General features: G+C 43.7%; 20 protein-coding genes. 13 read left to right on the top strand and 7 right to left on the bottom strand.

Translation table 11 applies throughout. The features are described 5' to 3' along the window. Nucleotides 1–133 precede the first annotated feature (133 nt). Both DH10bf12_RS06430 and DH10bf12_RS06435 read right to left on the bottom strand, forming a co-directional pair. The gene (locus tag DH10bf12_RS06430; protein WP_471737694.1) at nucleotides 134–1,267 is read right to left on the bottom strand and encodes a M14 family metallopeptidase; all 1,134 of its coding nucleotides are present in this window, start codon (nucleotides 1,265–1,267) and stop codon (nucleotides 134–136) included. An 82-nt stretch (nucleotides 1,268–1,349) separates the two neighbouring features. Then, complete coding sequence (locus tag DH10bf12_RS06435; RefSeq protein WP_471737695.1) at nucleotides 1,350–1,631, bottom strand: hypothetical protein; 282 nt, start codon at nucleotides 1,629–1,631, stop codon at nucleotides 1,350–1,352. A 125-nt stretch (nucleotides 1,632–1,756) separates the two neighbouring features. Between DH10bf12_RS06435 and DH10bf12_RS06440 the strand changes: the two genes are divergently transcribed. Then, nucleotides 1,757–1,966, top strand: coding sequence for a hypothetical protein (locus DH10bf12_RS06440; RefSeq protein WP_471737696.1), 210 nt, complete (start codon nucleotides 1,757–1,759; stop codon nucleotides 1,964–1,966). Next, a complete protein-coding gene (locus tag DH10bf12_RS06445; protein WP_471737697.1) occupies nucleotides 1,963–2,583 on the top strand; it encodes a pyridoxamine 5'-phosphate oxidase family protein in 621 nt (206 codons plus the stop codon). Before DH10bf12_RS06440 ends, DH10bf12_RS06445 begins: the two co-directional genes overlap by 4 nt. A 428-nt stretch (nucleotides 2,584–3,011) precedes the next feature. On the opposite strand, the gene DH10bf12_RS06450 is transcribed toward DH10bf12_RS06445, so the two are convergent. Continuing rightward, nucleotides 3,012–3,872 carry a LysR family transcriptional regulator gene (locus DH10bf12_RS06450; RefSeq protein WP_471737698.1) on the bottom strand — a complete coding sequence of 287 codons (861 nt, stop codon included), beginning with the start codon at nucleotides 3,870–3,872 and terminating at the stop codon, nucleotides 3,012–3,014. A 101-nt stretch (nucleotides 3,873–3,973) separates the two neighbouring features. On the opposite strand from DH10bf12_RS06450, the gene DH10bf12_RS06455 reads away from it, so the two are divergent. The 4 genes from DH10bf12_RS06455 to DH10bf12_RS06470 all read left to right on the top strand — a co-directional run bounded on the left by DH10bf12_RS06455 (nucleotide 3,974) and on the right by DH10bf12_RS06470 (nucleotide 7,943). Beyond that, the gene (locus DH10bf12_RS06455) at nucleotides 3,974–4,966 is read left to right on the top strand and encodes a YeiH family protein (protein WP_471737699.1); all 993 of its coding nucleotides are present in this window, start codon (nucleotides 3,974–3,976) and stop codon (nucleotides 4,964–4,966) included. 87 nt (nucleotides 4,967–5,053) lie between these two features. Further along, on the top strand, nucleotides 5,054–5,839 hold the full coding sequence (locus DH10bf12_RS06460) for a nucleotidyltransferase domain-containing protein (protein WP_471737700.1): 786 nt from the start codon (nucleotides 5,054–5,056) through the stop codon (nucleotides 5,837–5,839). Beyond that, nucleotides 5,836–6,306 carry a GNAT family N-acetyltransferase gene (locus tag DH10bf12_RS06465; RefSeq protein WP_471737701.1) on the top strand — a complete coding sequence of 157 codons (471 nt, stop codon included), beginning with the start codon at nucleotides 5,836–5,838 and terminating at the stop codon, nucleotides 6,304–6,306. Before DH10bf12_RS06460 ends, DH10bf12_RS06465 begins: the two co-directional genes overlap by 4 nt. A gap of 89 nt (nucleotides 6,307–6,395) precedes the next feature. Next, nucleotides 6,396–7,943: a flotillin family protein gene (locus DH10bf12_RS06470; RefSeq protein ID WP_471737702.1), complete on the top strand. Its 1,548-nt coding sequence runs from the start codon at nucleotides 6,396–6,398 to the stop codon at nucleotides 7,941–7,943. A 46-nt stretch (nucleotides 7,944–7,989) separates the two neighbouring features. Here DH10bf12_RS06470 and DH10bf12_RS06475 read toward each other — a convergent pair whose 3' ends face one another. From DH10bf12_RS06475 to DH10bf12_RS06485, 3 genes are all read right to left on the bottom strand, one after another. Beyond that, the gene (locus DH10bf12_RS06475; protein WP_471737703.1) at nucleotides 7,990–8,277 is read right to left on the bottom strand and encodes a hypothetical protein; all 288 of its coding nucleotides are present in this window, start codon (nucleotides 8,275–8,277) and stop codon (nucleotides 7,990–7,992) included. Between the two features lie 105 nt (nucleotides 8,278–8,382). Next, nucleotides 8,383–8,982, bottom strand: coding sequence for a hypothetical protein (locus DH10bf12_RS06480; RefSeq protein WP_471737704.1), 600 nt, complete (start codon nucleotides 8,980–8,982; stop codon nucleotides 8,383–8,385). 105 nt (nucleotides 8,983–9,087) lie between these two features. Beyond that, nucleotides 9,088–9,828 (bottom strand): glucose 1-dehydrogenase, encoded by a 741-nt coding sequence (locus DH10bf12_RS06485; RefSeq protein WP_471737705.1) that lies wholly within the window; start codon nucleotides 9,826–9,828, stop codon nucleotides 9,088–9,090. Nucleotides 9,829–9,994: 166 nt separating this feature from the next. Between DH10bf12_RS06485 and DH10bf12_RS06490 the strand changes: the two genes are divergently transcribed. From DH10bf12_RS06490 to DH10bf12_RS06515, 6 genes are all read left to right on the top strand, one after another. Further along, nucleotides 9,995–10,648 carry a TetR/AcrR family transcriptional regulator gene (locus tag DH10bf12_RS06490; protein WP_471737706.1) on the top strand — a complete coding sequence of 218 codons (654 nt, stop codon included), beginning with the start codon at nucleotides 9,995–9,997 and terminating at the stop codon, nucleotides 10,646–10,648. A 148-nt stretch (nucleotides 10,649–10,796) separates the two neighbouring features. After that, nucleotides 10,797–12,467 (top strand): SLC13 family permease, encoded by a 1,671-nt coding sequence (locus DH10bf12_RS06495; protein WP_471737707.1) that lies wholly within the window; start codon nucleotides 10,797–10,799, stop codon nucleotides 12,465–12,467. A 77-nt stretch (nucleotides 12,468–12,544) separates the two neighbouring features. Then, complete coding sequence (locus tag DH10bf12_RS06500; protein WP_471737708.1) at nucleotides 12,545–13,084, top strand: GNAT family N-acetyltransferase; 540 nt, start codon at nucleotides 12,545–12,547, stop codon at nucleotides 13,082–13,084. A 437-nt stretch (nucleotides 13,085–13,521) separates the two neighbouring features. Beyond that, a complete protein-coding gene (locus DH10bf12_RS06505) occupies nucleotides 13,522–13,788 on the top strand; it encodes a hypothetical protein (RefSeq protein ID WP_471737709.1) in 267 nt (88 codons plus the stop codon). A gap of 3 nt (nucleotides 13,789–13,791) precedes the next feature. Further along, nucleotides 13,792–15,441, top strand: coding sequence for a solute symporter family protein (locus tag DH10bf12_RS06510; protein ID WP_471737710.1), 1,650 nt, complete (start codon nucleotides 13,792–13,794; stop codon nucleotides 15,439–15,441). Nucleotides 15,442–15,497: 56 nt separating this feature from the next. Next, nucleotides 15,498–16,034, top strand: coding sequence for a YIP1 family protein (locus DH10bf12_RS06515; protein WP_471737711.1), 537 nt, complete (start codon nucleotides 15,498–15,500; stop codon nucleotides 16,032–16,034). A 373-nt stretch (nucleotides 16,035–16,407) separates the two neighbouring features. Here DH10bf12_RS06515 and DH10bf12_RS06520 read toward each other — a convergent pair whose 3' ends face one another. Next, nucleotides 16,408–17,166 (bottom strand): STAS domain-containing protein, encoded by a 759-nt coding sequence (locus DH10bf12_RS06520; RefSeq protein WP_471737712.1) that lies wholly within the window; start codon nucleotides 17,164–17,166, stop codon nucleotides 16,408–16,410. Nucleotides 17,167–17,452: 286 nt separating this feature from the next. Between DH10bf12_RS06520 and DH10bf12_RS06525 the strand changes: the two genes are divergently transcribed. Beyond that, nucleotides 17,453–18,910, top strand: a complete 1,458-nt coding sequence (locus tag DH10bf12_RS06525; RefSeq protein WP_471737713.1) for a PTS mannitol transporter subunit IIBC — start codon at nucleotides 17,453–17,455, stop codon at nucleotides 18,908–18,910. Nucleotides 18,911–19,028 lie beyond the last annotated feature (118 nt).

Raw genomic sequence — 19,028 nt, forward strand, 5'->3', positions numbered from 1 at the left:
TTGATCATCATGAGACTGGCTGCGACAGGCGACCTGCGTTTCGCTGGATCCGGCGAACCCAATACCTCACACTAGAAATCAACCTCAGACTAAAAAAGGGTTTCCCGGGAAAACACGGGAAACCCTTTTCACATCAGCCTCTAATCGTGAACAGTCCTTCATTCTGAAGCAGGCTCTTCATCGCTTTGCGCCCTTCAGTCAAAACAGCAAGGCGCCATTCCGGATCTTCCGGATAAAACATGGCTTTAAACTCATCCAGAATTGCCTGTCTGTCTTTTTCCTCCACTGCACCGTCATGGTGAAGCCTGTTCTCCAAAATGATCGTCATAAATTCACGCAGCGAAGCGCTCATACTCGTTCCGAATGTACCAAACTCAAATAATGCTGAGAACAGGTACGTATCCGGATAATGGCGGTTTTTCAGCGCATGAAAATGATACGTTGAATCACCTTTTGTCACTTCAGGCGTGAACTGATTAATGTTTTTCATGCCATACGTTTTCTTCAGCTCTTTCAGCGTCCGGCCGTCATCTTCACTCATTACCATCGTCACTTCATTTGTCGGTCCCAGCGCTGTATGCCAGTCCAAGTGTATGACACGCGGATATTCATATAGCAGCTTTTCCTGAATGGCCTGGAGAAACTGGGCGTTTTCCTCTTTTTCCTTACCTCCATAATAGACGCCTGTCGGAAATTCGTATTGACCCATTCCTTTTGCTGTCGTAAGCCCGTTGTAGCCTTCAGACACGAGCCCCTTTGCAAGTTTCGTCTGCAGGTCAATCCTTGCGAGACGGTAATTATCGATAATTCCGTTTGGCAGGAACACTTTCATCGCGTTTTCATAATGTTTATTTACATCCTGCGGCACCTGTTCAGGATCGACAAGGTAGTTGCGGTTCAGGTCAATATTATTCTCAGTCACGCGGCGGAAGTTCCGCATGCCCCATGGGTTCACAGCATGAATCAGGCAGATGCCTGTGCGCTTTGGATCGATCTGATATGCCATTTCCTGTATAAACACATCAAGCATCACAGCGCCGGCATAACCTTCAATTCCGTGCTCGCCGGCAGTCATCATCAATACTCTTTCATTCGTCTCTGTGCCCGGCGAATAAATCATATCAATTGTATTATCCTCTTGCTGACCGATCGGACGCGATGTCAGCTCTGCATCAGGCCAATACAACCTGATTTTATCAAGATTCTTTCGGAAGGTTTCCCTCGATTGTACATATGTATCCGGAAAATACTCATCAATGGTTTTCATGGTCTGCATCCTCTCCTGTAAAAGCTTATTATTTCCTGCTTTCCACTTTTCAGGATTTATAAACCACAGTGTTGATGCAGGCTCAGAAAGTCAGCGCCGGAATGACGAGGAAGTAAATGATCACTAATACATAAAATATAGAAGGTAATACAGTTAAAATCATCCCAATTACTTTCGTTTTATCAGAAAACATCAGCATGGCACCGATCAGCCAGATCACAATCAGCGTCAGAAATCCCGGGACTGGAAATATCTCATTTTCAACATTTTCACCAATGGCACCCGAAGCTAAAAATAAAGTCACCGGAATCGTGATCACACCGGTTAATACAATATGAATCCACTTAAACATTGAATAACTCATAGCCCGCTCCTTTTAAAAGTTTTCTTCTATTATTCATCTGATACCTGTTATTGTAAATGCAGAGGCCTTGCGTTTGATGAAACTTAAGTCTTTCTTGTTCGTAAAATAGCAAAGGGGTGATAAGCGTGAAAAAATATTTACTCTTCATTGGCAGTTTAATCTTTTTGCTTGCTGCTTATCAAATCGGAACAGGCTTTTGGCTAACCTTTACATATGAACCTGGTTCAGGAACCCAGTCAATTGCTGAAAATATGCCTTTTGTGAATAGTCTTATTGTACTCGTTTCAGCCAGTATTGCATTTTTGCTTTCACAAAAAGTTGGGAGAACAGCATGATCGGAGATATTCAAACAGAGGAACAATTGAGAGCATACTTAGGTGAGCCCAGCCAGCTCGTGCAAAACAAAGTCATTGATCATCTTGATGAGCATTGTCGCGCATTTATCAGCAGGTCGCCGTTTCTGACCATTTCTACAGCTGATGAAACTGGCTATTGTGATGCTTCCCCTAGAGGAGACGCACCTGGTTTTGTGGTCGTTGAGGATGAACAGCACCTGCTGATTCCGGAGCGGCCGGGAAATAAGCGTGCGGATTCGCTGTCTAATCTGCTGAAAAACCCACGCATTGGCTTGTTGTTCATGATTCCAGGCCTTGGAGAAACGCTCAGGATCAATGGTGAAGCGGTACTTGTAACAGATCCGGCTGTGCTTGAGAAGATGGCTGTAAATGGAAATAATCCCCTTCTCGCCATTCGGGTACGGGCAGATGAATGTTTTATTCACTGCGCAAAAGCCTTCATCAGATCAGGTCTTTGGAAGCCGGAATCCTGGCTTGAAAAGGACGAACTTCCGAAGCCTGCTAAAATGATTCAGGCGCACGCTAAGCTGCCTGATCTGACTGAAAAAAGTGTGGAAGAGAAACTGAAAAACAGTTATGAGAATAAGCTGTACTAAGAGGTGGGCAGGTGGATACCTGCTTTTTTATGGTGGTGGAGAATAAGCTGGATTTGGAGTCATGGAGGCAAGGGCCAGTCCGGTTATTGCGTCACCTTTTGCGATAAATCTATGGGCTGTTGCGTTTTTTCAATCACCTTTTGCAGTCATTCTGCCTGCGGTTCTGTCAGCATACTGGATTCCTTCATCAATTCAATTAATTCAATCAGCTCCGGACATGATTGCGTCACCTTTTCATTTTTTCAAACCTCACCTATGCCAGCTATAAAAGCACCCATCCACTTCATGCCCTTGGGAAATCAAAAGATTTAAAGCTTATGACCTAAGGACATACAGTGCGGGTGAAACATCTGGACATAGGAAAGATTGATGTTAGATGGCATAGTATTTGTCAGTCCGAGATTTCATTTGCAATGCCAAGTCCCAACCTAATCCCGCTTATACAGTAATCGTAAAAACTCCTGCAGTGCCTTCGTCTGAAAAGCAGAAATACTGACAGTGGAAAACGTGCGCTTATGTGGAAGTCCTTCAACCTCAATCACCTTGAGTGTCCTGTACTCGATTTCTTTTTGAATCGCAAGCTTTGATAATATTGTCAGCCCCAGCCCGGACTCTACTGCCTGCTTGATTGCCTGGGTGCTGCTGAATGTCAGCATGCGGTCCGGCATGATGCCAAGCTGCCTGAAGACGACCTCAGCTGCTTCGCGTGTTCCGGATCCGGGTTCTCTGCAAACCCATAGTTGTTCAGCCAGATCTGTGAAATCAGTCTGACTGTCAGCCGCTCCAACAACCACCATTTCATCCTCAGCAAATGCTTCAATTGTAAGGGCCCTGCTTTCTTTTACATGTCCTTCTACAATCCCGATATCAAGCTGATTGTTTTTCACGAGCTCAACAATATGTGCTGTATTTCCGATTGTGACTTCGGGTTCAATCTCAGGATAAAGCTGATGGAGCCTGGCGATGAGCGGAGGCAGGGCGTATTCGCCAAATGTGTAACTTGCTCCGATCTTAAGCGGACCTGCTGCATGGTTCGTCAGATCATCAACGATCCGCTGCATCCGGCCATATAGATTCGTGATTTCAAGTGCGTGCTGATAGACGACTTCACCAGCCTGATTAAGGCGCACATATTTATTTGTCCGCTCAAGCAGTGTGGCGCCAATGTCTTTTTCAAATGATTTGATATGCTGACTGACTGCTGATTGTGTCATATGAAGCTGTTTTGCTGCCTGTGAAAAGCTCTGGTGCTCTGCAACAGCAATAAATACGGCAAGCTGCTGGTCCATTTCGGCCACATCCTTTTATCAGTAATACTTATAGTTATCATTATTATAATTAATTTTTCTAATCATACAACCAGGCGTATAGTATAGGCTGGGGTGAGATAATGAATGAATTTTCAAAAACAGCCTGGCTAACAGGTGTATTATTTACATTTTTGATTGCAGGTCTCGGATATTTTCTGGCGATGGTGCCAGGGTTTGACCGTGCAGGACAGCTCGCTGCAGCCATTGTCCTCGCAGTATTTTACAGACAGATCTTCGGGTATCCCGATAAATTAAGGAGAGGAATTACCTTTTCTACTAAAAGGCTGCTCCGTGCAGCAATTGTTTTATATGGATTGAAGTTAAATATAGAAATTGTACTGCAGGATGGATTTGGATTGCTGCTAAGGGATGCGGCGGTTATCGTCTTTGCGATTGCAGCAACGGTCTGGCTTGCGAAAGTATTTAAAGCGGATAAAGCGATCTCGATGCTTGTTGCTGTAGGAACCGGCGTATGCGGAGCGGCAGCGATTGCGGCAGTAGCACCGATTTTAAAAGTGAAAGAAAAAGATACGGCGATGAGTGTGGGCATCATTGCACTGCTTGGAACGATATTTGCAATTATTTATACGTTATTACGTCCAATATTACCGCTAACGGATATTGAATATGGTATGTGGGCAGGACTCAGTCTGCATGAGGTCGCACACGTAGCACTTGCAGGAGAGCCGGCAGGGGAAGATGGTCTTGCCATGGCGCTTCTCGCAAAGCTTGGAAGAGTATTCTTACTGATTCCGCTATGTTTTATCCTGATGTACTGGATGAACAGGAAGTCAGCAGAGTCTGCTGAAGCAAAAGTCAGCTTTCCATGGTTTTTGATCGGATTTTTATTGATGAGCATTGCAGGAACTTATGTGATTGGTCCGGTCATTCCGGTTTCAACTGAAGTGCTCGAATTTGTGTCTGGCCTCACAACATGGCTGCTGACAGCGGCAATGGTCGGGCTTGGACTGAATGTAAGCCTGCAGGATATCCGCAGCCGTGCGATGAAGCCATTCCTCATTATTTTGGCTGTCTCTGCTGTCTTGTCAGTGTGGACATTTTTTGTGGTATAAAACTTAAAAAAGGTAGTAGTTGGAAACCCTGTTCGTTACAATATACTGAACAGGGTTTTTTATATTGTTCGAAAGGCAGTGGGGGAAATGAATGTTCAGATGGAAGCAGTTGAAAAAATAACTGAATCTTTAAAAAAGGATCCTTTAGTAAAAGCAGTCGTGCTGAAAGGGTCACTTGGAAGGGATGAAGGGGATGAGTTTTCAGACCTTGATCTATATTGCTTTGTAGATCCGGCGCATGAGGATGAATTTCTATTAAAAAGAGTTGAACACCTGGCTGCTTACAGACCAATGCTTTTCCACGAAAGTCTCTTTATCATTGCGCCGCAGATCATCACGGTTTATGACAACCTTCTACATGTTGATCTTTTTACCGTTACTGAAGAAACGTTTAAAACAACTGATTATTTTACCGTTTTATATGATTCGGAAAATATACTTGAACAGTTTAAAAGTATGCAGCATCTCACTTTATCTGCTGAAGAGGCAGAGTTTCAAGCGTTTGATATTGGCTGGTTCTTATTTCAATACCGTAAAGCCTGGAATAGAGGAAATGACATCTGGGCAGTAGAGGCACTTCATTTAATGACGAAGTCTCTGACACGTGTACTGCTGCACCGGTATGCGCCGAACCGTGCGCAGCTTGGTATGAAAGATGCCATGAGGTCGCTGCCGGCAGAGCCGTTGCACGCACTGATTGACATACTTGAAAACATCACACCGGACAAACATGAGCAGGCAATGAGAAAAACGATTGAGCTTATGAAGGCTGAATCTCTTTGGCTTGAAAAAGCGCTTGGTGAAGAGTCTGAGGCATATCCGTTTATCAGGAAAATGATCGAAGTACTTGATGGGGAGCGTGTCAGCAGTTGACCAGGGTTGCGCTGGAACATTATTCAGACAAGTATCAGGAGGATCTGACAAACTTTCTTTTGCCAAAAGATCAGGAGCAATTTACAACGCACCCCGCAGATCAGCTGGCTCGCCTTACAGTAGACCAGACGCCTGTTGTCATCACGGCAGATCAGAAAACAGTCGGCTTTTTCGTGATGGAGCAGTCAGAGCGATTGAAGCATTATACGGACAATGAATCTGCTTATTTGCTTGCATCATTATCCATTACTAAAAGTCATCAGGGAAAAGGTTATGCAAAGCAGGCGATGGAACTGCTTCCTGAGTGGGTTGGAAAAGAGTTTCCTGCGTGCAATGAAATTGTACTCTCAGTTAATCTGAAGAATCATGCTGCATTCAGGCTTTATGAACGAACAGGGTTTGAAGACACCGGCAGGAGAATGAATGGACCTGTAGGAGAGCAGCGGGTGATGAGTTTGAAAATATAATATGATAAATTCCGCTAAAAATGGAACCTTTCTTCTATTTGCCCGTACATATAGTTAGAACATTCAAATTTTATCAAGGGGGCTACATAATGGAATTATTTGCAGCGTTATCGATCATTATCCCGATTCTGGTTGTGCTTGCGATTGCGGGAGCAGTGGTATTTATTTATTACAAAATCCGCTACCGTACAGCACGTTCAAATCAGGCATTAATTATTACGGGACCTAAGCTTGGGGACGCGGAGAAAGAAACGAACATATTCACAGATAACGAAGGACGTTCGATGAAAATCATCCGTGGTGGCGGACACCTGCTGCGTATGCATCAGACCGCTACACCGGTTGAGTTGACGTCATTCCAGCTGAAGCTGACAACACCACGCGTATATACAAATGGTGGGGTACCGATTGTCGCTGATGCTGTAGCGATGGTAAAGGTCGCTGATACGTTAAAAGGAATTGCAAACTATGCGGAGCAGTTCCTCGGAAAAAAATCTGAAGAGCTTGAAGATGAAATTGCAGAAGTACTCAGTGCCAATCTTCGTGCGATCCTGTCAAAAATGACAGTTGAGCAGATCAATGAAGACCGTGAATCATTTAACAAACAGGTAACTGAGGTTGCACAGAAACAACTTGATGATATGGGATTCCGTATCACATCACTCGGGCTGACTGACCTGCGTGATGCTGACAGTGAGAATGGCTACTTAGAAAACCTTGGACGTCCGCGTATCGCAGAAGTCCGAAAGCTTGCTGAAATTGCTGAAGCCAACTCTGAAAAGGAAACGCGTATTCAGCGTGCCAATTCAGATAAAGAAGCGAAAGAACAGGAGTATATGCGTCAGACTGAGATTGCTGCAGCGCAGAAGAATAAAGACCTGAAAGATGCAGCGATCAAAGAAGAAACAGAACGTGCACGTGCGAAATCAGAGCAATCTTATACGCTTGAAAAAGCAAAGCTTGATAAGGAAGTTCAACAGGAAGAATTAATGCTGATTGCCAAGCGTAAGGAAGAAGAGCTGCGCATCCAGCAGGTTGAACGTTCACGTCAGGTAGATATTGAAGAAGAGGAAAATAAGATCCGTAAAGCAAAAGCGGATGCCGACTACTATTCTGTTACGCGTCAGGCAGAAGCAGATGCAAGAAAAGCGGAAATCGATGGGGAAGCAAAGGCACGCATTCAGCGTGAAGCTGGTCTTGCTGAAGCACAGGTTATTCTTGAACGCGGTAAGGCAGAGGCAGAGTCGAGACGACTGCTGACTGAAGCGATTGCTGAACATGGTGAAGTCATCCTTGCAGAGAAGCTGATTGAAATGCTGCCAATCTTTGCAGAGAAGGTTGCAAAACCGATGGAAAATATCGATTCTGTTAAGATCCTTGATACAGGCGGCGGGAACGGCGTTTCCTCTTACGGCAAGAGTGTGACGCAGACGATGGTTGAGATTCAGGAGCCATTAAAAGAGCTGACTGGTATTGACGTTTCCAAGCTGTTATCTGATATGGTCAACCGCGGAAATACACATACAGTGGTGACCAATCAGGGTGAAAAACAGGTAGCTTCCGAGTCTGCACCGGCTAAAGAAACAAATCGGACAACTGAAAAGTCGTACACAGAAGATTCTTCATCTGAAGAATAAGTATGTTAAGGGCAGTCTCATTACGGGGCTGCTCTTTTTCATGCCTTTAAAGAGGCTCTCCCCTAACCTTTTTAAGATAAGTCATTACCGTAGTTTTCAAAGAAGCGTATGAACCAACTGCTGCATATCCATAAAACCACCCCATAAAAATACCTGCCAGAAGACTCTCCCTATGACTGATAAAAATAGAGATTACCAGTCCGAAAATTAATGCAATATAGGGCACTGCAGGCTTTGAGAGTCTGAATAATCGTTTTGCCAGCTGTGTCAAAATCATAATAACCGGCACTGCAATGACGGCGTCCCAAAGGTTTGTGTGGATCTCAGGAAACATGTACTCACGGCCTTTTTTAGGATTAGTATGGAGTACTTTTATCTAATCTAAACATAAAAAATGCCGCGCTGAATCAGGCAGTCAGGCGGCAAATACCCATACAAACTAATGATCACCCTTCATAAAAAACAACACAAGCACCGGCCCTGCAATCGGAATCCACGCCAGACCTTTATTCTTTGCATCAGGGTAAAACCTGTGAATCGCATATACAGATAACCACCATAAAATAAACCAGTCTACTGTCATCACTGATACCAGACTGGATTCCATAAAGGCTTCACTGTACCCGGTGAGAGACACCCCCTGTAAAAGCGTAAGCAGATTCCCAACAAAGAAAATCAGTAATAGGGTCAGCCAGATTTTTGACCGCAGTATGCGCAGGATCCAGCCCGGCGTTCTTAAACCCCGTTTTTTCGGCCGGTCACCGAATGCGAACCAGGGGAGCAGCGCAAAAGCACCACCGGCAAATGAAGCAAGTGAAAACGGCCACGCAGGCCACTTCTGCCGGTCATTGCGTAATAAAATTGTAAGAAAAACCAGTGGGAAAATACCTAATGAATTAAACACCGTCAGCACAAGCGGATCAATGGCATCCAGGTTTCCTGAGAATACCTGCTCCATCACAGGGTCCGAGCCTTCAGAGCCGGGAGCCAGGAAAACCGCATATGCAAGGAGCAACAACCAGATCACGATAAACTTCATCTCATCACCTCTTTTAATATCATACTTGAAAGAAGTGGAAACAGGCGAACAATAGCCGGTTAATCAGAAAGAAAAATCCGCCCGCAAAAGCGAACGGATTTTTGATCAACCGGCAATCATCCCGCCGTCAATGATGAATTCAGATCCGGAAGAGTAGCTGGATTCATCTGAAGCGAGGTATAGGCACAGGTTTGATACTTCTTCAGGCTCTGCAGTGCGTCCGAGCGGAATACCCTGAAGCATCTGCTCAATGACAGCTTCTAATTCCGGTGTCTGTGTCATTGGCGTCTTAATAATACCTGGGTGAATGGAGTTCACTCTGATCCCGAGCGGTCCAAGCTCAACTGCAGCTGATTTGGTCATCCCGCGCACTGCAAACTTTGAAGCGTTATAAGCAAGCGTCATGGGTTGTCCAACCATTCCTGAAATTGAAGAGATATTTACAATTGAGCATTTTTCTGTTTTCTTCATGGACGGAATGACTGATTTCATTCCTAAAAAGACACCAACCTGGTTGATATCGATCACTTTTTTATAGTTTTCAAGACTCAGACTTTCAAGCGGCTCCTGAATCACAATCCCGGCATTGTTCACGAGAATATTGATTGGTCCGAAGTGTTCCTCAGTTTTACTGACTACATGCTTCCATTCATCTTCGCTTGTGACATCATGCTTGAAAAATACGCAGTGTTCACCAAGCGCTTCTGCCGTTTTTTCACCGTCCTCAGTCAGCACGTCCGTAATCACAACCTTAGCACCTTCTTTGATAAAAAGCTTAGCATGTGAAGCACCCATACCGCGGGCGCCACCTGTGATCAGAGCAACTTTTCCCTCAAGACGACCCAATCGTATCCCTCCCGTATTTTTTTGTGGCAGCCTATCTGCCAAAAGCGTGCAGAGCCGCTGCTTACTTATAGTATAATAAGGGTGTAATGGTGGTTTCCACAGGTCTTGTTATTGTTATTCTACAGTCGCACTGATTATGTCGAATAATTTTTAAGGAGGCTTATCAATGTCAATCATCTACCCTGATCAGCGGGTGATCCGCACCAGATCCAGGTTAAAGTGTTCTTTATTGGAAACGATCTGCGATCCAATGACTGAAAATCTAACAGTTGCCCATGTTTGTAAACTCGCAGGGGTTAACCGGACAACATTCTACCATCACTTTAACAGCATTGAGGACCTGATCAATCAGCTGTTGGAGGAGGTTGTTACTGAAATTATTACAGCGTACAGAAAGCCTTACACTGAAAAGACATCTTTTCATTTGCAGGACCTTCATTTCACAGAAATCACTTTGTTTCATTCCATCATCCATAATCGGGAAACATTAACGAAGATTGTCTGTTCTCCGATCCTTCCGCAATTCCAGCAACGATTAACCGAGTCGATTAAAAATATTATGTTTTCTGACCTGTCGCAGTCAGGGAATGTTGATCATGAATTATTCGTTGTCTATCATTCCACTGCCATAACCGCATTAATCATATATTGGATAGAAAGTGGTTATACCCGCACGCCTGATGAAATGTCTGAGCAGTTACTGAGCATTGTACGTCTGCAGACGGATCAGCGTCTACATGTAAAAACCATTCTAAGTCCCATGCTGATTGAACTGAATCGGAAAGCCACTGCTGAGTCAAACCTCGCAGTAAAAAACTGAAAATGGATGAAAGACAAGTTGTATGTCAGGTTAAAACATACTAGTTAAAAAGTCTATTTTTAGGATTAACAGGCATATTCCCTTTAATCTCCTAAGAACATGCTATAATGCATGGAATGAAAGCGTTTTAATTTTAGGGGTGATAAGGGTGGAAAATGTAAAACGATTGTGGCAGCGGTCATGGCAGAGTCATGACCGGATAAAAGAATTAATGCTTTTTAAGCCTGATACGGGACAGGGTGGTCCGGCAAGTGATGATCCTGACAGAATGTCAAAGGCTTCAGGAAAATTAACAGGTACGTATAGACAGCCGTCACCGGAGAAAAGGGATTTTTCTGCAAAACAGAAGATCGGTCTGTTTCTTGGACCGCTGCTGTTTATCATGCTGATGGTGTTTTTTAATCCGGAGGGTCTCTCGCCTGAAGCAAAAGGGGTGCTTGCAGGTACGGTCTGGATTGCAACCTGGTGGATTACAGAAGCGATTCCGATTCCGGCGACTTCTTTGCTGCCAATTATTCTGTTCCCGCTTGCTGCAGGAGTGGGAGTGGGAGAAGTCACGCCGAATTATGGGGATCCACTTGTATTTTTATTTCTTGGCGGATTTATCATTTCACTGGCACTGGAGAGGTGGAATCTTCATAAAAGGATTGCGCTTGGTATTATTTCCTTCGTTGGTACGAGTACAAGCGGCATCATGCTAGGCTTTATGGCAGCGACCGGCTTTCTTTCTATGTGGATATCAAATACAGCAACGGCCATGATGATGGTACCAATTGGAACAGCGATTATTTTTCAGATGTCATCTTTAATTAAAGAAGGCTCTGTGAAAAATGCTAAAGATGAAAAGAATAAGTTCTCCAAAGGATTAATGATTGCAATTGCTTTTTCAGCATCGCTTGGCGGGATCGCAACGATTATCGGAACGCCGCCTAATACGATTCTTGCCGCTCAGCTGAGAGCCATATACGGGATCGATCTGTCATTTGCACAGTGGATGCTGTTTGGTGTGCCATTTGCGATTGTCATGATTTTGGTTGCATGGGTGTACCTGATTAAATTTGCTTTTCCAATGGAACTTAAAAAGATTCCTGGAGGCAAAGAAGTGATTAAGAATGAACGTGCTGCCCTTGGAAAAATGAGTGCAGATGAAAAGATGGTGGCCGTCATTTTTGGGGCGACTGCACTGGCATGGATTTTACGCTCGTTCGTTTTACAGGAATATGTGAGTCCGGCCATTGATGATACAATGATTGCGATTACCGGCGCACTTGTTTTATTCCTGATTCCGTCTTTTCAGTATCAGGGTGTAAAGCTGATGAACTGGGAAACAGCAAAGAATGTGCCGTGGGGTATTCTGCTGCTTTTTGGAGGAGGTCTTGCGATCGCAGGAGGCTTCGGGGCGACCGGTCTTGATGTATGGATTGGTGAACAGCTCACAGTACTGCAGGGTGTTCAGTTTATCGTCATTATTGCTGTCGTATCACTTGTAGTCGTGTTCCTGACTGAAATTACATCTAATACAGCATCAGCTACTATGCTGATGCCGGTCATGGCGGCATTGTCGGCTGCAGTGGATGTTCATCCGTTTGCTGTCATGGTTCCGGCTGCTGTGGCTGCTTCATGTGCATTCATGCTGCCGGTTGCAACACCGCCAAATGCTGTTGTATTCGGATCAGGATACTTAAAAATGATTGATATGGTTCGTGCCGGTATATGGATGAACATTGCAGCGACAATTGCACTTGTTGCATTTGTCATTCTGTTGCTGCCACTTGTTTTTGGTATTGACCTGACTTCATTCCCGGCTGCGCTGAGATAAAAGTAAAAGCTGTCCTGAGCCACTCTCAGGCAGCTTTTTTGTATAATAGTATTAACATAAAAAAGCAGGGTGAGAAAATGAATATCAGACCACTACAGGAAAACGATCTTCCGTCACTTGATGAGATGATCTTAAAATGTCAGACAGCGTTGATTACAAACGAGAATGTCACAGATAAAGAATGGCTGATTGAAAAAGAAACGGAGCGTTTATGTAAAGTTGCAAGAAGGATTCTTATATCTGACAAAGAAACCATGTTTGTAGCAGTAAAAGATAATCGGGTGATTGGCACAATCGCTTGTATGATTCCGGGAGAGTTAATCACGTGTGGACTGGAACCTGAAGATGGCGTATTTGAAGTTGGCAGTATATACATACATCCCGATTATCAGCGCAAAGGAATCGGCCATGCATTGCTGCAGCACACGCAGGGATGGCTGCTTGTAGGGGGTCATTCGAAATTTTATCTGGATGCCGGATTTGTCAGCTCTCAGACCTATTGGAAAAAGCGGCTTGGTAAACCTGATATTTTGCTTAAGGATTACTGGGGTGGCGGTTTTGATCACATGATCTGGATCGGAAAATTAAAAAAATCTGTCACTCGTATAGACAAATGATTGCAAAATTTTCAGAAACATTATAGAATCATAGAAATGGCTGTTGCTCTGTTATGGAGCAGTGGTCATTTTTTTATTTTCCTCTAAAAATCCCCTCATATTAAAGATTTCTAAGATAACAGTTAGGTTATCAATTATAGGACAATGACTTTTTAAAATCGTTGGTCCAGTGATCTTTTCTGGTAGCTGAAAAGCAGTGCTTGTATACATTCAAACTCCCTTTGTTTTAGCAATATAACATCCAAAATTAAGTTTTCTAAAAATTAAAAATAATGATTGACGGTGTTATATGACAGCGCTTACAATCAACTTGTTACAAAAATATGAAGGGGGTATCTGATTTTAAAAGTGAGCGAACGCTCAGTCGCGTGAAATGAACGAACGCTCAATCGGATCAAAAGAACAAAGTGGGAGACATTTTAAAACGGAGGGATGACATGAAAGCTTACAAAAAAGAAGTCCGGTTTACGATTTGGATGACTGCTGCATTTGTACTCGCGGGGAATGTAGGACTAATCTTTTCGATTTTTCCTACAGAGGCAATGATGTTTGGTTTTCCAGTGAAGTATATCGTACCGATCCTGATGGGGTGGTTCGGTGTATTCTTCCTGACAATTGTTGCAGGAAAGATCGGCAATAGCATTGATGAGGAAATTGAGCGTGAAAACGAGGCAACATCATCTGAAGAAGCAAAGGGGGCGTAACAGATGAACGGAGAGGGATGGCAGATATCCAACCCTATTATGGGGATAGCTATGGTTGGAGTAACGTTTTTACTATTTTATGTAGTCGGTTATGTTTCTAATCGCAGAAGTGCATCCGCACAGGAATTATACGTTGGAAAGTCAAACGTTGGTCCGATTACAAACGGGCTTGCAATGGCTTCTACCTATATGAGTCTTGCAACTTTTCTTGGAATTACAGCACTTATACTTAATTTACAGGCACCATTTATTCTTTTATGGATTCAGCTGATTCTGGCAATTCCCTTGATTACAATTATTTATGGAACGAGCCTTAGACGGATGGGTGCTTTTTCACCAACCCACTTTATCCGAAACCGCTATGGTGTGAAAGCTTCAATTATTGCTGCTTTATTTATGATTCTTGTTTCAATTATGTATGCACTCGGCCAAATGATCGGGATCGCCGTTACATTTGAAACGCTACTTGGGATTCCTTATATGACGGGTCTGATTGTTGGCGGTCTGATCATTGTAGGATATGTGACCATTGGTGGTATGGCTGGCGCAACGAATAATGCTGCGATTCAGATGGTGATTATCGCACTGATGTTTATCGTGCCACTGGCAGCAATCATGAAGGCTGTAGGGGGCAGCGGGTGGTACTTCCCACCACTGTTTTATGCTGATATGGTTCCTGCGATGATGGAAGCTGTACCAACATTCTTTGACTATCAATTTTCACCCAAATGGTATTTTGCAATTATTCCGGCTCTGACAATTGGAGCACTTGGACTGCCTCACCTGGCCATGCGTGTGTATACAGCATCAAGCTTAAAGAGTGCGCGTTCAGCGATGGTATGGTTCGCCTTTATCCTTGGGCTGGTTTTCTCAGCTACTTATGCAATGGGCTTTGTTGGGGTTTTCGCAACAGCAACACAGGGACTTGAGATCTCAGCTGCTGATGCAGATAAGCTTACGATTATTTTAAATCTTGTTTATAATCCTGAATGGGTGACTGCACTTGTTATCGCGGGTGCAATCTCTGCTGGTCTTTCAACATTGAGTGGAAACCTGCTGGCGATTGGTGCCTTGTTATCACAGGATATCGTCGCAACGCTAAAGCCGAACATTTCGCAAAAAGCAAGTCTGCGTTTAGGCTATGGTGCGATCTTTATCGGTGGGGTAATCAGTATCCTGCTTGCAATCGAACCACCTGCTTTTCTCGTTGTAAGTATCCTGTGGGCATTTGGACTTGCAGGCGTAACCAATGCACCGCTGATCATTGTAGGTGTCTGGTGGAAGGAAGCAAATAAATACGGCGCCATGGCAGCAGCTGTCGTAGGAGGAGCGATCTATATTATCGTTTCACCATTTGTCTTCCCAAATATCGTACTCACAGGCCATGCAGTAACAGACGGTATGGGAATCTCAGGTGCACTTCTTGCTGTACCAATCAGTTTTGCTTTACTAATTGTCGTATCTTATATCACAAATCGTATTCCTTCATTGGATAATCGTCTGACGAAGAAAGAGGATAGCGAGCTGATTGAACAGATTCATGGCTGGAAGGATGTGCAGCCGTATCGTTATAACAGTACAATCGGAGCTGCAATTACAGTTGTGATTTCAGTAGCCGTGGCAATCTGGGCATTGATGCCTTGGGGAATGTAAAAAAAGAAAAGCTGAGTGCGATGCGCTCAGCTGATCGTTTTATTGGAGTGGGTTAAATGGTCGGAAGAATGATGATGTTAGATGGGGCTGCATTTCATGATTATCTGCAGTCTCCAAAAATAGATAAAATCAGCCGTCTTCTGCTGATCGCTGTTGGGGTCCTGTACGGTGTAATCTCAATGATGTCAAATTGGGCTTATGTCTCAAGCTTTGAATCACAGGTGCTGAAATTTTTTGTTGTGCCTGCTATTTTTATCATATTCGGGCTGTTGACTGCGCTCATCACCAGGCTCGGATTATCTCTTTTACTGTGGGCATCGTCCAAAGGATTTGGCGGGAAAGGGATGCTGAGTCAGGTAAATAAGGCAGCTTCTGTTTCGTTAGTGCCTGGTATTTTAAGTGTGCCATTTCTGGCCGGAAATATAAACGCAGCTGTAATTGCACTACTTGCAGCAGGCCTGATCTGGATGTATCTGATCAGCGTGCAGATTGTAAAAGTAACGCAGGGATTTGATGCGAAAAAAGCTTATCTTGCAAGTCTGCTATCTTTTGTATTTCTGGCAAGTATCTACTATATTATCGTTCCGGCTTAAATGTGAAGCATCTCATTGTGAGGTGCTTTTTACTTATTTCCGAAAGCGGTTTTCCTCTTCAATCGTGATGAAGGCAAAGGCTAACGGTGAGGGATCGCTGTGTATGTCACAGACGCATGATGGGTTGAAACGCTGACCCTTGCAGCGGCTGCAGTGATGATGGGTGTCAGTTATGGACTCATACGTCAGTAAATGATATCAGGCTTTCTTGCGGTTGCTGTGATACCTGCCAGACTGTTGGGCTGAGCGTATGATTCATTGGTATGGCCGTCGTATTTGTTTTATTGCTGATTGTGCATAGAAGATCACGACGAAAATGAACATGTAAAAAAGCTGTCAAAGCAATCGTAATTGCGCTGGCAGCTTATCTTAATTAACGGTCTTTAGAGATAATATATTTCAGTCCGTCATATACGTTTTTATAAATTTTAACGTTTCGCCCAAGTTGCGTCATTTGCACTGCAAGTGACGGGGGAACTCCTACAATCATACATTCTGTTCCGATCAGCCGCAGGCAGTCAATCAGCTTTTGAAACTGGAATCCAGTAGAGTTTTTTTCATCAAAATGAATTTTGTTCACATTGATCAATGCATAATCAATCTGCTGGTGCGAGCATTCATTCAGCACCTCACTGACCAGGGTATCAAAGCGTTCCTGATCAAATGTTCCGATTAAAGGAAGTGCAATCGCATTATGCCAGACTTTCATAATCGGAGTTGATAAGTCTTTGATCAGTTTCTCTTTGCTTGCGTCTTCTTCGGCTTTGGTTGTGACGTCCATTAACATAATGACATAGCCTTGTAGAGTATCATTAAGACGAAGTGGGGTAATAACGATATCTGTTACAACGATTCCTTTAATCGTAATTCTTGCACGGTGAGTGCTTGCGATTTTCGGGATGATCCGCTGCTGATATCCAGGCTGTGTATGAAAAAGGTCCATGTTTTTCCCAATCATCTCATGACTTCCTGAAAGTCCGTATAGCCTGGCAATATCATCTAATAAATGAGCAGCTTTTTGATTCATCCATTGTATGTAATAATCAGGATCAGCCAGCAGAATGGTTTCGCCGATACTGTCCAGTGCATGTATTGGTGATATGTTTTCCGGTATCGTACCATATACATTCATCTTCATCTCTCCATCCTTTTCATATCGGACTTATTATACGCTATCACGCTGAAATCTCCTAGACTAATCATATAAGCGCGCAGGTTAAAAATGCTGATTATACTACATAAATATTCCACAAGACGTTAAAAACTCCTTTATTATTTTGAAATGAGTGTTAATTAAAAAATGTCCACTTCACTTATGACAAAGTTGAATTTTCTATTCATTGTTTTGTATAAGTAAGCGCTTTATTATTAAATTAACAACATTACTCAAGCCGAAAAATAATTGAGGGGGAAAGAAAATGGCGGAAAATAAGTCAGGTGTAAAAGCAAAGATTCAGAAATTCGGGTCCTATTTAAGTGGCATGATTATGCCGAATATCGGTGCCTTCATCGCGTGGGGGTTAATTACGGCATTATTTATTCCGACTGGATGGGCGCCAAATGAAGATCTGGCAACTGTCGTTGGTCCGATGATTACTTATCTGCTTCCATTACTAATCGGTTTTACCGGTGGTCACATGGTCTATGGAATGCGGGGCGGGGTGCTTGGTGCAACAGCAACAATCGGTGCGATCGTCGGAACAGATATTCCAATGTTCCTTGGCGCAATGATTCTTGGACCACTGGGTGGTTACTTAATCAAACAGGTGGATAAATTGTTTGAAGGAAAAGTGAGACAAGGCTTTGAAATGCTGATTAACAACTTCACAGCAGGAATTCTTGGAGGAGCATTGACACTTGTTGCTTACACGGGAATCGGGCCTGTTGTGCAGGGGCTGAACCAGGTCATGGCTGCCGGTGTTCAGGCAATCGTGAATGCAAATCTGCTGCCGCTTGCGAGTGTATTCGTAGAGCCGGCAAAGGTTTTATTCCTGAACAATGCAATTAACCACGGAATTCTTGGACCGCTTGCGCTTGACCAGGCAGCGGAAGCGGGTAAATCAATCCTGTTTATGGTTGAATCAAACCCTGGACCAGGTCTTGGTATTCTTCTTGCTTATATGATTTTCGGTAAGGGGATGGCGAAATTATCTGCATCAGGTGCAAGTGTGATCCACTTCCTTGGAGGTATTCACGAAATTTACTTCCCGTATATTTTGATGAAGCCAATCCTGATCATTGCAGCAATCCTTGGTGGTGCAACGGGTATCATGACATTCTCACTATTTGATGTAGGTCTTGTCGCTACACCATCACCAGGCAGTATCTTTGCTTACCTGGCAATGACGCCTCGTGGTGACTATCTTGGCATGTTAGCTGGTGTATTCGCTTCTACAGCCGTATCGTTTGCATCAGCAGGGTTCCTGTTGAAATTCACGAAGTCCAGTGAAGAAGACGATGCACTGACAGAAGCAACTGAACGCATGCAGGATATGAAAGGTAAGAAGAGCCAGGCTGCTTCTCACTTAACAGGTGGAGAAAAGCAGAAGCCTGTTGCTGCTGATACAGCTTCTCTTGCAGGCCTTGGTCAGGTACAGAAAGTCATTTTCGCCTGTGATGCCGGAATGGGCTCAAGTGCAATGGGCGCATCATTGCTTAGAAACAAATTCAAAAAAGCGGAGATTGATATTCCTGTATCAAATACAGCAATTAATCAGATCCCGGATGACGCAGATATCATTATTACACACAGAGATTTAACAGAACGTGCAATGGCAAAACGTCCTGATGCAAGACACATTTCAGTAGATAATTTTCTTGGCAGTCCAAAGTACGATGAACTGGTAAACGAACTGAAGAAGAATGAATCAGCTTAATTAATAAATTGTCTTAAAAGTGCTGTAGTTCTTCCTGCACAGCTGATGATTGTAGCGTAAAGTGTCCCACTGAAGCGGATATTAGCAGCCGATTTAAGAAAGCCTATTGAAAAGGAGG

This window comes from Jeotgalibacillus sp. 10bf12, assembly GCF_055597105.1.

Excerpts from the sequence above, each read along its gene's own strand:
- DH10bf12_RS06430 (WP_471737694.1), bottom strand. The coding sequence starts at position 1,267 with ATGAAAACCATTGATGAGTATTTTCCGGATACATATGTACAATCGAGG.
- DH10bf12_RS06435 (WP_471737695.1), bottom strand. The coding sequence starts at position 1,631 with ATGAGTTATTCAATGTTTAAGTGGATTCATATTGTATTAACCGGTGTG.
- DH10bf12_RS06445 (WP_471737697.1), top strand. The coding sequence starts at position 1,963 with ATGATCGGAGATATTCAAACAGAGGAACAATTGAGAGCATACTTAGGT.
- DH10bf12_RS06450 (WP_471737698.1), bottom strand. The coding sequence starts at position 3,872 with ATGGACCAGCAGCTTGCCGTATTTATTGCTGTTGCAGAGCACCAGAGC.
- DH10bf12_RS06455 (WP_471737699.1), top strand. The coding sequence starts at position 3,974 with ATGAATGAATTTTCAAAAACAGCCTGGCTAACAGGTGTATTATTTACA.
- DH10bf12_RS06460 (WP_471737700.1), top strand. The coding sequence starts at position 5,054 with ATGAATGTTCAGATGGAAGCAGTTGAAAAAATAACTGAATCTTTAAAA.
- DH10bf12_RS06470 (WP_471737702.1), top strand. The coding sequence starts at position 6,396 with ATGGAATTATTTGCAGCGTTATCGATCATTATCCCGATTCTGGTTGTG.
- DH10bf12_RS06475 (WP_471737703.1), bottom strand. The coding sequence starts at position 8,277 with ATGTTTCCTGAGATCCACACAAACCTTTGGGACGCCGTCATTGCAGTG.
- DH10bf12_RS06480 (WP_471737704.1), bottom strand. The coding sequence starts at position 8,982 with ATGAAGTTTATCGTGATCTGGTTGTTGCTCCTTGCATATGCGGTTTTC.
- DH10bf12_RS06490 (WP_471737706.1), top strand. The coding sequence starts at position 9,995 with ATGTCAATCATCTACCCTGATCAGCGGGTGATCCGCACCAGATCCAGG.
- DH10bf12_RS06500 (WP_471737708.1), top strand. The coding sequence starts at position 12,545 with ATGAATATCAGACCACTACAGGAAAACGATCTTCCGTCACTTGATGAG.
- DH10bf12_RS06505 (WP_471737709.1), top strand. The coding sequence starts at position 13,522 with ATGAAAGCTTACAAAAAAGAAGTCCGGTTTACGATTTGGATGACTGCT.
- DH10bf12_RS06510 (WP_471737710.1), top strand. The coding sequence starts at position 13,792 with ATGAACGGAGAGGGATGGCAGATATCCAACCCTATTATGGGGATAGCT.
- DH10bf12_RS06515 (WP_471737711.1), top strand. The coding sequence starts at position 15,498 with ATGGTCGGAAGAATGATGATGTTAGATGGGGCTGCATTTCATGATTAT.
- DH10bf12_RS06520 (WP_471737712.1), bottom strand. The coding sequence starts at position 17,166 with ATGAATGTATATGGTACGATACCGGAAAACATATCACCAATACATGCA.
- DH10bf12_RS06525 (WP_471737713.1), top strand. The coding sequence starts at position 17,453 with ATGGCGGAAAATAAGTCAGGTGTAAAAGCAAAGATTCAGAAATTCGGG.